General features: G+C 70.6%; 14 protein-coding genes. 6 read left to right on the top strand and 8 right to left on the bottom strand.

Annotated elements, in window-relative coordinates; genetic code table 11:
- Positions 1-117: 117 nt before the first annotated feature.
- The 4 genes from BM310_RS20695 to BM310_RS20680 form a co-directional block, all read right to left on the bottom strand.
- The gene (locus BM310_RS20695; RefSeq protein WP_089811449.1) at positions 118-1,266 is read right to left on the bottom strand and encodes a nicotinate phosphoribosyltransferase; all 1,149 of its coding nucleotides are present in this window, start codon (positions 1,264-1,266) and stop codon (positions 118-120) included.
- 81 nt (positions 1,267-1,347) lie between these two features.
- On the bottom strand, positions 1,348-1,761 hold the full coding sequence (locus BM310_RS20690; RefSeq protein ID WP_089811446.1) for a hypothetical protein: 414 nt from the start codon (positions 1,759-1,761) through the stop codon (positions 1,348-1,350).
- Positions 1,762-1,813: 52 nt separating this feature from the next.
- Positions 1,814-3,178 carry an Hvo_1808 family surface protein gene (locus BM310_RS20685; protein WP_089811444.1) on the bottom strand — a complete coding sequence of 455 codons (1,365 nt, stop codon included), beginning with the start codon at positions 3,176-3,178 and terminating at the stop codon, positions 1,814-1,816.
- A 55-nt stretch (positions 3,179-3,233) separates the two neighbouring features.
- Positions 3,234-4,715: an Hvo_1808 family surface protein gene (locus BM310_RS20680; protein ID WP_089811441.1), complete on the bottom strand. Its 1,482-nt coding sequence runs from the start codon at positions 4,713-4,715 to the stop codon at positions 3,234-3,236.
- Positions 4,716-4,824: 109 nt separating this feature from the next.
- Here BM310_RS20680 and BM310_RS20675 point away from each other — a divergent pair, with 109 nt between their 5' ends.
- Complete coding sequence (locus BM310_RS20675; protein ID WP_089811439.1) at positions 4,825-5,406, top strand: cysteine hydrolase family protein; 582 nt, start codon at positions 4,825-4,827, stop codon at positions 5,404-5,406.
- A gap of 27 nt (positions 5,407-5,433) precedes the next feature.
- Here BM310_RS20675 and BM310_RS20670 read toward each other — a convergent pair whose 3' ends face one another.
- On the bottom strand, positions 5,434-5,937 hold the full coding sequence (locus BM310_RS20670; RefSeq protein WP_089811437.1) for a PaaI family thioesterase: 504 nt from the start codon (positions 5,935-5,937) through the stop codon (positions 5,434-5,436).
- A gap of 148 nt (positions 5,938-6,085) precedes the next feature.
- On the opposite strand from BM310_RS20670, the gene BM310_RS20665 reads away from it, so the two are divergent.
- Positions 6,086-6,871: a formate/nitrite transporter family protein gene (locus BM310_RS20665; protein WP_089811435.1), complete on the top strand. Its 786-nt coding sequence runs from the start codon at positions 6,086-6,088 to the stop codon at positions 6,869-6,871.
- Positions 6,872-6,913: 42 nt separating this feature from the next.
- On the opposite strand, the gene BM310_RS20660 is transcribed toward BM310_RS20665, so the two are convergent.
- Positions 6,914-7,855, bottom strand: coding sequence for a hypothetical protein (locus BM310_RS20660; protein WP_245778566.1), 942 nt, complete (start codon positions 7,853-7,855; stop codon positions 6,914-6,916).
- Positions 7,856-7,907: 52 nt separating this feature from the next.
- Here BM310_RS20660 and BM310_RS20655 point away from each other — a divergent pair, with 52 nt between their 5' ends.
- Together BM310_RS20655 and BM310_RS20650 are read left to right on the top strand one after the other, a co-directional pair.
- Positions 7,908-8,627: a lipoyl protein ligase domain-containing protein gene (locus BM310_RS20655; RefSeq protein WP_089811433.1), complete on the top strand. Its 720-nt coding sequence runs from the start codon at positions 7,908-7,910 to the stop codon at positions 8,625-8,627.
- 48 nt (positions 8,628-8,675) lie between these two features.
- Positions 8,676-9,974 carry a dihydroorotase gene (locus BM310_RS20650; RefSeq protein WP_089811432.1) on the top strand — a complete coding sequence of 433 codons (1,299 nt, stop codon included), beginning with the start codon at positions 8,676-8,678 and terminating at the stop codon, positions 9,972-9,974.
- Positions 9,975-10,139: 165 nt separating this feature from the next.
- Here the strand turns inward: BM310_RS20650 and BM310_RS20645 are convergent, their stop codons facing one another.
- Positions 10,140-10,988: a DUF5806 family protein gene (locus BM310_RS20645; RefSeq protein ID WP_089811430.1), complete on the bottom strand. Its 849-nt coding sequence runs from the start codon at positions 10,986-10,988 to the stop codon at positions 10,140-10,142.
- Between the two features lie 121 nt (positions 10,989-11,109).
- Here BM310_RS20645 and BM310_RS20640 point away from each other — a divergent pair, with 121 nt between their 5' ends.
- Together BM310_RS20640 and BM310_RS20635 are read left to right on the top strand one after the other, a co-directional pair.
- Positions 11,110-11,478, top strand: a complete 369-nt coding sequence (locus BM310_RS20640) for a universal stress protein (protein WP_089811428.1) — start codon at positions 11,110-11,112, stop codon at positions 11,476-11,478.
- Positions 11,475-12,023, top strand: coding sequence for a GNAT family N-acetyltransferase (locus BM310_RS20635; protein WP_089811425.1), 549 nt, complete (start codon positions 11,475-11,477; stop codon positions 12,021-12,023). The genes BM310_RS20640 and BM310_RS20635 overlap by 4 nt, the downstream gene beginning before the upstream one ends.
- A gap of 48 nt (positions 12,024-12,071) precedes the next feature.
- Here the strand turns inward: BM310_RS20635 and BM310_RS20630 are convergent, their stop codons facing one another.
- Positions 12,072-12,530, bottom strand: a complete 459-nt coding sequence (locus tag BM310_RS20630; RefSeq protein ID WP_089811424.1) for a universal stress protein — start codon at positions 12,528-12,530, stop codon at positions 12,072-12,074.
- Positions 12,531-12,565: the final 35 nt, after the last annotated feature.

Below are 12,565 nucleotides of genomic sequence, written 5' to 3'. Positions count from 1 at the left end.
CCTGCGCCTCCGCATCCGACCGCGAGAGGCGTCGCCGTCACTCTCGTGGCGCCGCCTCACTCGAACCGTCGGTCCCCTCGCGCGGACAGTCGCCGCCTCTCTCGAACCGCCGTCCCCTCACTCCGCGCCGTAGTCGCACCGGTCGGCGTCGGTCGCCGCCCGGTCGGCCGCCGCGTCGAGGTCGAACTCCCGCACTATCTCGCCGTCGCGAATCAGCGGTTCGAGCAACCGTTCGGCGTCGGCGGGCGGTTCGGCGTCGCGGAGTCCGACGTGGTGACCGCCGTCGGCCGTCCGGTACACCTCCTTCACGCCGGTGAGTTTCCCCCGCTTGGCGGCGGGTTCGCCGTCTATCTCCACGATGTCCAGCGCGAAGTCCACCGGGTCGGCGTTCGAGACGTAGCCTCCGACGCCGAAGCCGTCGGCCACGTCGCGCAGGTGCCGCAGGTCCGACGGGCCGAGGCCGCCGGAGACGAACACGTCCACCGACTCGTGGTCGTGGGCGGCGAGCGTCCACTGCACCTCGCGGACGATGTGTCGGAAGTCGCCGCGCCGCGAGGAGGTGGTGTCGAGACGGACGCTGTCCAGGTCGTCGCCGAGCGTCTCGACGGCGCGGATGACCTCGTCAGTCTCGTCGCTGTAGGTGTCACAGAGGGCGACGCGCGGCACCGACTCGTCGACCGCCTCGTCGAACGCCCGCCACGCCGCCTCCTGGTTCCCGCGGCCGAAGCAGATCATGAGGGCGTGCGGCATCGTCCCCGACGCCTCGCGGCCGATGACGTCGCCGGCGGCGACGTGCGAGATGCCGTCGAGACCCGCGAGGAGGGCGCTCCGTTCGACCATCGCGGCGATGGTGGGGTGGACGTGCCGCGCGCCGAACGACAGCACCTGCGAGTCGGGGGCGGCGCGCCGGACGTCGAGGGCCGCGGTGGCGACGCCGGAGGCGTGCGAGAGGAAGCCCAGAAGCGAGGTTTCGAAGCGGGCGAAGTCGAGGTAGTTCCCCTCGATGCGCATGACCGGACCGCCGTCGAACAAGCGGCCCTCCGGGACGGCGTCCACGTCGACGTCGTGGCCTTCGAGGAGGGCGGCGGCGTCCTTCGTCCCCGCGAGGAGTTCGTAGTCGCCGTCGGGGAACTGGTCGGCCGTCACCTCGGCGACGACGCGCGGGTTCTTCCCGGCGTGTCGGAGCGTCGTCTCCGTCCGCTCGAAGTAGGCGTCGGTGGCCGACCCCCCGTGGATGGCGTCGGCACCGACGATGTCGAAGTCCATGCGAACGCGTTCCACCGGCGTGGTGAAAAACGCGTTCGTTCGAACGCGGCGACCGGAGAGCGTTCGTCTTCGGTCGCGGGGTCAACAGACGGCGACGACGGCGCGGTAGACGGTCCCCTCGTACCGGACGTACGGGCGGTCGACCCAGAACACGTAGCCGTCACCCCCGTCTTCGACTTCCGCGTTCCCCTCCGAAAGCGCCGCGTCGAACTCCGCCCGTCGCTCCGCCGAGAGGTCCGCGTACGGAATCACCGTCGCGTCGTCGGGCACGTCGGAGACGGGGTCGGCCTCGACGAACGCCGGGCAGTCGGTGCCATACGTCGTCGTCCCCGGCGTCGGGGAGTCAGTCGCCGTCGGCGTCGGGGAGTCGGTGGCCGTCGGCGTCGGGGAGTCGGTGGCCGTCGGCGTCCCCGTCTCCGTACCGGCCGGCGGACCGCCCGCGCACCCCGCGAACGCGACGAGGAGGGCGACGAGGAGGGTCGTGTGCGAGTGCATAGCGCCGGCATCTCGCGGGCGCGGCAAGTGCTTTCTCACCCTCCCGGCGGCGCTACCGCCGGGCGTGTACCTCGTCCAACTGCTCGGGGGTCGGCGCGTTGACGATGGTGACGCGCGTGCCGTCCCGCGTGACGCGGAACGCGTCGGCGTACGGGCCGCCGCGAATCACGTACGTGTTCGAGTCGACGCGTTCGGCCCCCATGCGGAGTTGGAGGAGGAACGTCCCGTACAGGCGGTGGAACTGCTCGGCGTCGGCCTCGGTGTCCCACTCGGTCGTCCAGACGTAGCCGTACTCGCCGTCGTCGCCGCGGTACGGCACGAGTTCGTCACCCGCCCACCCGGCACTCGCGCCCGCCGTGTAGTTGTACCGCGAGTAGGGGCCCGGATTCTGCCGCAGTCGCTCCCGGTCGATGGCGCGCGTGTCCCACAGCATCACGTACAGGAACGCCTCGCCCAGACGGTCGGTCGCCACCTCGCGGTCGAACCGCGACCACGCGGCAGACGAGCGGTCCGGCACGTCCACGTCCGCCGGTCGCTCGTCGGGGTACGCCCGCGGGTGCAGTATCTGCTCGGCGGAGACGGGCACGTCGTCGTAGGCGGCGTTCACCGCCTCCCATCCGCCGCGTTCGCGGAGGGCGTCGACGAACTGCGGCCCCTCGCTGTACGGCGCGTAGACGGTGAGGTAGACGCCGAAGTCGAACGACGACCGACTCCCGCCGCCGGCCGACGGCGTCTGCACGCACTCCCAGTCGCTCTCGCACCGCTTTTCGTACAGCGCCTCGACCAGGTTGGCGTCGCCCTCGTACAGGCCGTCGTCGGCGATGCGGCCGTCGTGCGTGTCCGGGGGCGGGGCGAAGCCGAACTGCTGGTCCTGCAGGGCGTGGACGAGTTCGTGCGCCAGCGTCGCCCGACTCAGCGTCGGCGTCTCCGCGTCGCTGACGACGACGATGCGCTCGTCGCTCGGCGTGTAGTAGCCCGCGACCGCTCCGCCGTACAGGTCGTTCAGCGCGTCCGCGGCCGTCTCGTCCTCGCCGACGAGGAACGTCGCCTCGTACACCTGGTCCTCCCACGCGTCGGGTTCGGCGCGGAAGACGCTCGACTCGTTCTGATACCGCTCCCGCGAGACGACTTCGACGGGAACGGTCCGCTCGAACTCCAGTCCGCGGATGCGTTCGATGCGCGCCATCGTCCGCGCGACGAACGCCTCGCGTTCGGACGCGTTCAGCCCGTCGGACTGGTTCACCGCGATGGACTCGTTGTACCAGTAGCCCGCCTCCCAGCCGAGTCTATCCTCGGGCGGGTCGTCCGGCCACGACCACTCGTTGGCAGAGGGGTCGGCGACGGGCGCGCTACACCCCGCGAGGACGAGGAGGAGGGCGAGAGCGACGGGGACGAACGATGCGCGGGAGACGTTCACAGGGTATCGTCGGTTCGATTACGGAAAACGTTCTCGGCGAGGCGGTCGCTCGGCGTCAGTTCGCGGCCGGGCGGATGTCGTCGAGGTCCTCCGCCGTCGGCCCGTTGACGATGGTGACGCGCGTGCCGTCCATCCGGACCCGGAACGCGTCGGCGAACTCGCCGTCCTCGACGACCCACGTGTTCTCGCTCTGCCGCGTCGCGTCGTGCGCGCGCAGAATCTTCCGGTAGGCGTCGCGGAACTCGCGGGCGTCGCCCTCGGTGTCCCACTCGGTCACCCAGACGTAGCCGTACTCGCTCTCGCCGCCGGACGCCTTCTTGTAGGGGAACAGGCGGTCGTTCGCCCACCCGCTCGACGGCACCGCGTCGTAGTTGTACGTGTCGTACCGGCTCTCCGTCTGGACGATGCCCCGCGGGTCGACGGTGTCGGCACCGGCCGTCCGCGCCTGGTACCAGAACATCACGTACATCGACGCCTCGCCGACGGTGTCGGACCCGCTCTGGCCCTGGTTCGGGAACGTGGACCACCCGTTCGTCGCCCGACTCCGGTACTCGATGGGGACGGGTTTTTCGTCGGTGAGGTGGATGGTCTGCTCGGTGGACTCCGGCGGGTCCTCGAGCAGTTCGTCGACGGCCTCCCAGCCGCCCTCCTGAACTCTGTCGTGGACGTACACCGGACCGTCGGAGTACGGCTGGAAGATGGTCAGGAGGATGCCGAGGTTCGGACCGCCGCCCGACCCGCCAGCCCCGCCCCCACCGGCGGCCGCCGGCGTCGCGACGCACTCCCACTCGACGCCGCAGCGGTCGCGGTACAGCAGTTCGACGTACTTCGCGTCGCCCTCGACGGCGCCGTCGATGGCGAGGTCACCGTCCTGCGTCTCGCCGCGGTACTTCTCGCTCGTCAGGTCGTAGTGCTGGTCCTGCAGGGCGTGGACGAGTTCGTGGACCAGCGTCGCGTTGTCGATTCGCGGCGAGTCGGGCGAGGGGGTGATGACCGTTATCGCGTCGTTCCGCGGCGAGTAGAACCCCGCGACGGAACTGCTCTGGGTCTCGCTTATCGCCTCCTGACTGTCGCCCGTCTCGCCGGTGACGAACAGCGCCTCCCACACCTGATTGTTCCACTGGTCGAACGCCGACGGCCCGGAGTCCGAACCGCTCCGGGCGTTCGAGCGAGTCCGCTCGCGGTACTCCGCGCGGGACAGCACGTCCACCGAGACGCGCTCTTCGAACTCCTTGTGCCGGAGGTACTCCACGCGCGCCATCGACCGGGCGACGTACGTCCGGAGTTCCTCGTCGGAGAGGCCGTCGGACTGGTTCACGTCTATCGACTCGTTGTACCAGTAGCCGTCTTCCCAGCCGAGAACGTCCTCGCTCGGGTCGGAGAAGTTGGCGTCGGGACTGGCGACGACCGAGGTGTCCGATGGCCCGCCCGCCGCACCGCCGTCGTCGAGTGCCGGGTTCACCATCGGTGCCGTACAGCCCGCGAGGACCAAGAGGAGGGCGAGGGCACCGGCGGCGACTCCGTGTCTCGTCAACATGCTCTAACTCCCTTCAGGGTCCGCGCCGGGAAGTACCTTTTTCCGCGCCGCGGCGACGGGAATCGCACCACGGAGTACCGTTTTGGTCCCCGCGGCGCTACACACACGCATGACCGAACACGCGTTCGACCCCGACCGAACCGCCGTCGTCGTCGTGGACATGCAGAACGGGTTCTGCCACCCGGAGGGAAGCCTCCACGCGCCGGGGAGCGAAGCCGTCGTCGACGACGTGGCCGCACTCGTCGCCGACGCCCGCGAGGCGGGCGCGAGCGTCGTCTACACCCGCGACGTCCACCCGCCCGAACAGTTCGAAGACACCCACTACTACGACGAGTTCGAGCGCTGGGGCGAACACGTCGTCGAGGGGACGTGGGAGACCGAACTGGTCGACGAACTGGACGTGCGCGAGGACGACCACGTCGTCGAGAAGCACACGTACGACGCCTTCCACCGGACGGAGTTGGAGGGCTGGCTCGACGCCCACGGCGTCGACGACCTGGTGTTCTGCGGGACGCTGGCGAACGTCTGCGTCCTCCACACCGCCGGGAGCGCCGGCCTGCGCGACTACCGGCCGGTCCTCGTCGAGGACGCCATCGGCGCAATCGAGGACGAGCACAAGGCGTACGCGCTCGACCACGCGGACTGGCTGTTCGGGGAGGTGACGACGCGCGAGGAGATTCGGTTCGAGTAGGGACGACGGTCCGGCCGGGCGCGTGGGTCAGTCCCGGAACAGGCGGTACGCGCCCTGTCCGGTGGCGACGGCTTCCTCGTCGGTGGTCCCCTGCCAGCGCTCGAACGCCTCGTCGTTCTCGCGCACCCGTTCGGGCGGCCGACTGACGACGGTGACGGTGCTGACGCCGATGGTGCCGCCGGCGCGGACGACTTCCGCCGAGGCGCGCAGGTCGCCCGCGGCGCGTCGGAGGTAGTTCACGTTCAGGTTCACCGTCGCGACGCCGCCGGCCATCGGGTCCTCGAGCATCGTCCGCTGAGCGATGCCGCCCGCCGTGTCGATGAGCGTCGCGGCGATGCCGCCGTGGACCGTCGGCGGGTCGGTGGTGTTGGTGAGTTTCTCGTCGTACGGGACGGTCATCACGACCCGTCCGGGTTCGAGTTCGTTCACCCGCGTGCCGAGCCACGAGAGGTAGCCGTGCTCCTGTTCGATGTACTGCTGGACGAACGACGCGGCGTCGTCCGGGAACCCCTCGGGAGCGTCCTCGCTCATACCGACGTAGGCGACGGCGACCCGTATGTAACCACCGGTGACGCGTTCAAAGTTGTCGCCGCGTTCGGGAGACGGGTAGCCCCGACGCCGACGACCCCGACCGCACCGCCGTCACCACTATTTCTTCCGCTCCGGGTAGTTTCGGAATATGTCTACGGCACCGACCCCACGCGAGGTGTACGAACGCGCGGCCGAGGAGGGCGACCGACGCCTGAACCAGTCGCTGCTGGAACTGGTGGCGACGGCGTTCATCGCGGGGTTCACGATCACCTTCGGGATGGCGGCGCTGGGCATCGTGGAGGCGAACCTGAAAGCCGAATTCGGCTCGCTGGCACATCTCGGCGGCGCTCTCGCCCTCGGGACCGGAGTCGTCTTCCTGGTGATCGGACGGGCCGAGTTGTTCAGCGAGAACTTCTTGGACCCGGCGGTGAGAGCCGTCGAAGCGTCCGGGTCGTACATGGTCGGCGCGCTCTTCCGCCTCTGGAGCGTCACGTTCGTCTTCAACCTCGTCGGCGGCGGCCTGATGGTCGCCATCCTCACCGTCGAGGGGGCGTTGCCGCCGGGAACCGAGCACGTGTTTCGAACGACTTCCTCGGAGATCGTCTCTCGCGGCCGGTGGGCGGAGTTCGCCGACGCCATCTCCGGCGGCGTCCTCGTCACGATGCTGTCGTTCTCGCTGTCGGCGGTCGAAGAGAGCGTGAGTCGAATCCTCCTCTCGTACGTCGTCGGCGTCCTGTTGGCGCTGGGCCCGTTCAGTCACGTCGTCGTCACCGTCCTCCACGTCCTCTTCGGCGTCCGGTCCGGCGCCCCCATCGGCGTCGCGGCGATAGTCGAGACCACCGTCGTCGTCACCGCCGGAAACCTCGTCGGCGGACTCGGTATCGGTACCTTCACCCACGTCGTACAGGCCCGCGGGTCGGAAGAAGCGGAGTGACGGGACCGGGAAAGTCCGTCCGGGCGCCGCGGAGACGCCGGCTCACCCCAGCCGTATCGGGTCGTCGCTGTCGCGTATCGTCACCCGAACCTCGTCGCCGACGGCGAAGTCGTGACCGGGACAGACGAGTTTCGCGCCGAACTCGGGGTCCAGCGCCGCGAACAGCGAGAGCCCGGTGATTCGCTCGCCGTTGGCCAGCACGTCCACGTCGCGCCACGCGACGTCTCGGCCGCGCGCCGTCCCTATCGGGTGGCCGAGCAGCGACACCGCCGTCGAATCAGTCGCCTCGGCGGCCCCGGCGGTGAGGGCGCCGCCGGCCGCGTAGTGCCCGAACCCGCCGTCGAGGACGCGGCCGTCGTCGGCGGCGATGCCCGCGAACGCCTCCCCCGGCGCGGGGTGGTCGGGACTGTCGAGGAGGGCGTACGTCGCCGCCGTCTCGACGACGGTGCCGGTGCCGCCCCACGCGAGGGGTTCGACCGGCGCGTCGGCGACGACGGGGAGCGACCCGGTGGCGCGCCGGAGGTTCTGGTCGTGCCGCCTGAACCCGACGTGGACGTGGTTGCCGACCCACGGCGCGAAGAAACCCGAGCGGACCATGGGCCCGAGGGAGTCGCCGACGGCGACGCTGTCTCCGGCTTCGACGGCCGGTTCGACGTGGAGAATCCGCGCGACGCAGTCGCCCGCGTCCACGAGAATCAGGTACTCCTCGTCGTGCGCGTACGGCTTCGGCGGCGCGCGCACCGTCCGCGTCTCCAGCACCTCGCCCGCGACGGGCGAGAGACCCTCGTTCGACGCCGGATAGAGGTCTATCGCGCAGCCGTGGTCGTGGGCCGGATACGGGGAGTTGTAGAGCGAGAACCGCCGGTAGCGCCGGAGCACCGACGCCGGGAGCGTCACCGCGTCGTCCGCGTCCGCCGGGTACGCCGGCGCCGACGCCGACACGGATTCGGGCGCGTCCGCGACGCGCGACTCGTGGCCGTCCATGCCGAGACGGGGGACCGGGAGGGCTTAGGCGCGTCGGGACCTGTCGGACGGTATGACCGGCGAGCGTGGCGGAAGGGTGGTCCGAATCGTCCGCGGACGGGCGGCGACGCGGGAGGCCGACCGGGGCGCGACGGAGGCGATGGGCGAGGAAACCGCCGAGACGGGCGTCCCGGCGTTCCGCGCGTGGACGCCGCACCGGCAGGTGGCGTTCGGGCGGCGCGACGCGCACGCCGACGGCTACGAGACGGCGCGCGAGGCGGCCGAGTCGCGGGGGTTTCCGGCGCTCGAACGAAGCGTCGGCGGGCGCGCCGTCGCCTACACGGGACGGACGGTTGCGTTCGCCTCCGCCGTCCCCGTCGCGAACGATCGGACCGGAATGGACGACCGCTACGAGACGGCGACGACGGGCGTCGTCCGCGCCCTGCGGTCGCTCGGCGTCCCGGCGAGGCGGGGCGAACCACCCGCGTCGTTCTGTCCGGGCGACCACTCGGTGCAAGCGCACGGGAAGATTTGCGGCATCGCACAGCGCATCCGACGCGAGGTGGCACTCGTCTCCGGCGTCGTCGTCGTCGCCGACCACGCGGAGATAGCCGCCGTGCTCGAACCGGTGTACGAGGCCATCGACGTGCCGTTCGACCCCGATTCGGTCGGGAGCGTCGCCCGCGGCGGCGGCCCCGCCGACCCCGAACGCGTCGCCCGCGCACTCGAAGACGCGTTCGTCGGCGACACCGAGCCACGGGTGGTCGAGGTGGCCGGGTCGACGGGCGACTGACCGGCCCGCAACCGCGAGGCTTACCCTCTCCGCGTGGGACGGAGGGGTATGTCACTACTCGTCACCGGCGCGACGCTGGCCGACGGCCGCGTCCGCGACGTTCGAGTCGAAGGCGAGACCATCGCCGCCGTCGAGGAGTCGCTTGAACCGCGCGCGGACGAGCGGGTGATGAACGCGACGGGGAAGATGCTGTTCCCGGGCGCGATAGACCCGCACGTCCACTTCCGGGAACCCGGCTTCTCGCACAAGGAGACGTGGGAGACGGGGTCGCAGAGCGCCGCCGCGGGCGGCGTCACCGTCGTCGCCGACCAGCCGAACACCACGCCGCCGACGACGACGGGCGCGGCGTTCGACGAGAAGGAGGCGCTGGCCGCGGCGTCCGTCGTCGACTTCGGCATCAGCGGCGGCGTCACCGCCGACTGGGACCCCGACTCGCTGTTCGACCGGCCGCTGTTCGCACTCGGTGAGGTGTTCCTGGCCGACTCGACGGGCGACATGGGCATCGAAGTGGACCTGTTCGCCGACGCCGTCGCGCGGGCGGCCGAGGCGGACGTGACCGTCACCGTCCACGCCGAGGACGCGACCCTGTTCGACGAGTCCGCGCGGGAACGGGACGCGGGCGGCACCGGCGAGGCGGCGGACGCCGACGTGTGGAGCCAGTACCGCGCCGCGGCGGCCGAGGAAGCCGCCGTCGAACGCGCCGTCGAGGTGGGCGCGGAGTCGGACGCGGACGTCCACATCGCCCACACGAGCACGCCCGAGGGCGTCGACGCCGCGAAGGCCGGCGGCGCCACCTGCGAGGTGACGCCGCACCACCTGTTCCTCTCGCGTGCGGACGCCAGCGAGTTGGGCACGTACGGCCGGATGAACCCCCCGCTCCGCAGCGAAGACCGCCGCGCGGGGATGTGGGAGCGACTCGTCGCCGGCGACGTCGACGTCGTCGCCACCGACCACGCGCCGCACACCCGCGCGGAGAAAGACGTCGGCCTCTGGGACGCCCCCAGCGGGGTGCCCGGCGTCGAGACGATGCTACCGCTCCTGTTGGAGGAGGCGCGGAAGGGGACCGTCTCGTACGAACGAGTCCGCGACGTGACCGCCGCCAACGCCGCCGGCATCTTCGACCTGCCGTCGAAGGGCCGCGTCGAGGCCGGGTCGGACGCGGACCTCGTCCTGTTCGACCCCGAGGACTCGCGGGAGATTCGCGGCGCGGACCTGCACTCGAAGTGCGGGTGGACGCCGTTCGAGGGGATGCGCGGCGTCTTCCCGGAGACGACGCTGGTGCGCGGGCACGTCGTCTACGAGGACGGCGCGTTCGGCGACGCGGTCGGCGAGAACGTCCGGGAGTAGGCTCGGAAGGGCGAACAGCCGGCGGCGTCGCGTCCCCGAGTCGAGCGCCGGACGACCGCTGACCGACCCGGGGCGAGGGTCAGAGCACGTCGGGAGTGGCCCCGGTCCGGTATTTGAACGTACGGGAGGAGTGGTCGGTCCGGCCGGACCGTCGCTCGAACCGCCTCAGTCGTCGCCGGCGTCGTCTGCCAGTTCCTCCTCGCGGAGGTCGGCGCTCGCGTCGCGCACTTCGCGCATCACGCTGGAGATTCGTTCCTCGGCCTCGAGTTCGTCCTCGACGGAGAGGTCCACCCCCTCGACTTCGAGCAGGAACTTCGCCACCTCGGTCACCTCGTACATCAACTCGTCGAGTTCCTCGGCCGTGAAGAACCCCGACATCGCGCCGTAGAGGAACGTCGCTCCCGCCTTCCGCACCTTCCCCTCGAACGACGACCGGGCCTGATTGACGGCCTGCGGGGTGTACGTGTCGGTCATGAACGGGACGAGTTCGGGCAGGTTCTCGCCTATCTTCGTCATCTCGACGCCCGTCTCGGTCCGGAAGTCCGCACAGAGGCGCGCGATGGCCCACTCGCGGGCCGTGACGTACGTTCGGTCGCGGAGGAACTCGTTGACCCGGTCGTACTGCGCGCCGTCCATCTTCTTGAAGCGCGCGTACTTCTGCACGTCGCGCGGAATCTCGGGGTCATCGGCGTCCGTCGCCGCGTCGCCGGCGGCCGACTCGCCCGCCGCGGCGGTTTCGCTCCCGGCGTCGGGGTCGGTGGACGTGTCGGCATCGGCGTCGTCACCGCCGCTCTCGACGGTCTCGCCGTCGTCGCCGCCGGTCACGTCGTCTCCGGCGGCCTCGTCGTCCCCCGTCCCGTCGGCCGCCCGCGAGTCGTCCCCGACCGCCACTCGGCCGTCGCGGTCCGGCGTCTCGCCGTCGTCGGTTCGCACCGCGTCCTCGGTCGTCCGCGCGCCCGGTTCGGCGTCGGACCGGCCGTCGCGGTCCGGCGTCGTCGGGTCCTCGTCGGTCATACCGCGGGGTTTCCCCCCACGGCGGAAAAGGATTCCGTCGACCGGTCGCGGACGCGACGAGAGCGGGTCGACCCGCCGAGACGGGTAACTGTTTTTTACCGCGGCCGCGACACCACGTCTCATGAAGGTGCTCTTGGGAGTCGGCGGGAGCGACGACTCGATACGCGCCGCCGAGCAGACGGTGGCACGGGCGGCCGTCGCGGGTGACGAGTTGACCGTCGCGGTCGTCGAGAACCCCTCGTCGGACCGGTCGCGCGAGGAGGTAACGGAGACGGTTCGGGAGATGCTCGACGCCGAGGGCGTCGACGCCGAGATTCGACACCTCGACGGCGACCCCGGCAGCCGACTGGTCGAGACGGCCGAGTCTGAGGGTTTCGACCAGATAGTGCTCGGCGGCGGGGAGACGAGTCCGATGGGGAAGATAAACATCGGGAGCATCGCCGAGTTCGTCCTGCTGAACTCGCACGTCACGGTGTCCTTGGTCCGATGAGCGAGTCACGCCGCTACCCCGACGAAGTCGCCGGGCCGTTCGAATCCCCGCCGGTGGCGTTCGAAGACCGCGACGAACGAACCATCGAGATTCGCCCGTACGACGGGACGGACGAGCAGTTCGAGGCGCTCGTCTCGATGTACGAATCGTTCGACCCCGCCGACAGGGCGCAGGGCATCCCGCCGGGACAGGAGCGTCGCATCCGCGACTGGCTCGACAACATCCTCGACGAGGAGTGTCTGAACGTCGTCGCGTGGAACGGCGACGAGGCGGCCGGTCACGCGACGCTCGTTCCCGACGGCGACGCCTACGAACTCGCCATCTTCGTCCTGCAGGCGTACCAGGAGGCGGGCATCGGGACGCACCTCATCGAGGCGCTCCTCGGTTACGGCGACGCCAACGACGTCGAGAAGGTGTGGCTCACGGTCGAGCGGTGGAACCGCCCCGCGGTGGGTCTCTACAAGAAAATCGGCTTCGAGACGAGCGATTCGGAGAGCTTCGAGATGGAGATGACGCTCCGCCTCACCGAGGGCGACGGCGACTGAGAGGCCGGAGACGGCGACGGGACGGCGGGTCGCGAAGCGAGGCGTCGGTTACACGGAGAGGACGGGCTGGCTGGCGTAGAGGAGGACGTACTCGGCCGCCTTCGCGAGGACCTCGCCGGGGTCGCCCGAGACGGGTTCGCGCGGGACGACGATGAAGTCCGCGTCGAGTTCTTCGGCGGTGTCGAGGACGACGCTCCCGGGGTGTCTGAGCTTCATCTTCGTCGAGAAGCCGTAGGCGACAGAGGTCGACAGTGCGACGCCGTAGCGGTCGGCGATGTCGTGGGCGGACTCCTGGATGGCGTCGCTGTCGGCCACCACGTCCTCGTCGTCGACCACGCCGGTCTCGATGGCGCGGACCACGTCCTCGCCGAGGACGTGGACGGCGTGCACCGCCGCGTCGTACTCCGCGGCGACGGCGGCGGCGTGTTCGACGGCGTTCGCGGACTCCTCGCTCCGGTCTACGGGGACGAGAACCAGCTCCACGTCCATCGGGCGTCGGTCGCTCATACCCGGCCATGCGACGGCCGCGGTCAAAAATACCC

It is taken from the genome of Halogeometricum rufum, assembly GCF_900112175.1.
Lineage (GTDB): Archaea > Halobacteriota > Halobacteria > Halobacteriales > Haloferacaceae > Halogeometricum > Halogeometricum rufum.
The sequence above is the reverse complement of the archived record's forward strand: the minus strand, read 5'-3'. Positions and strand labels throughout refer to the sequence as shown.

Bases quoted from the DNA above. Each gene is read 5' to 3' on its own strand.
- BM310_RS20690 (WP_089811446.1), bottom strand. From the start codon at position 1,761: ATGCACTCGCACACGACCCTCCTCGTCGCCCTCCTCGTCGCGTTCGCG.
- BM310_RS20675 (WP_089811439.1), top strand. From the start codon at position 4,825: ATGACCGAACACGCGTTCGACCCCGACCGAACCGCCGTCGTCGTCGTG.
- BM310_RS20655 (WP_089811433.1), top strand. From the start codon at position 7,908: ATGACCGGCGAGCGTGGCGGAAGGGTGGTCCGAATCGTCCGCGGACGG.
- BM310_RS20635 (WP_089811425.1), top strand. From the start codon at position 11,475: ATGAGCGAGTCACGCCGCTACCCCGACGAAGTCGCCGGGCCGTTCGAA.
- BM310_RS20670 (WP_089811437.1), bottom strand. From the start codon at position 5,937: ATGAGCGAGGACGCTCCCGAGGGGTTCCCGGACGACGCCGCGTCGTTC.
- BM310_RS20630 (WP_089811424.1), bottom strand. From the start codon at position 12,530: ATGAGCGACCGACGCCCGATGGACGTGGAGCTGGTTCTCGTCCCCGTA.
- BM310_RS20680 (WP_089811441.1), bottom strand. From the start codon at position 4,715: ATGTTGACGAGACACGGAGTCGCCGCCGGTGCCCTCGCCCTCCTCTTG.
- BM310_RS20640 (WP_089811428.1), top strand. From the start codon at position 11,110: ATGAAGGTGCTCTTGGGAGTCGGCGGGAGCGACGACTCGATACGCGCC.
- BM310_RS20665 (WP_089811435.1), top strand. From the start codon at position 6,086: ATGTCTACGGCACCGACCCCACGCGAGGTGTACGAACGCGCGGCCGAG.
- BM310_RS20695 (WP_089811449.1), bottom strand. From the start codon at position 1,266: ATGGACTTCGACATCGTCGGTGCCGACGCCATCCACGGGGGGTCGGCC.
- BM310_RS20660 (WP_245778566.1), bottom strand. From the start codon at position 7,855: ATGGACGGCCACGAGTCGCGCGTCGCGGACGCGCCCGAATCCGTGTCG.
- BM310_RS20645 (WP_089811430.1), bottom strand. From the start codon at position 10,988: ATGACCGACGAGGACCCGACGACGCCGGACCGCGACGGCCGGTCCGAC.
- BM310_RS20650 (WP_089811432.1), top strand. From the start codon at position 8,676: ATGTCACTACTCGTCACCGGCGCGACGCTGGCCGACGGCCGCGTCCGC.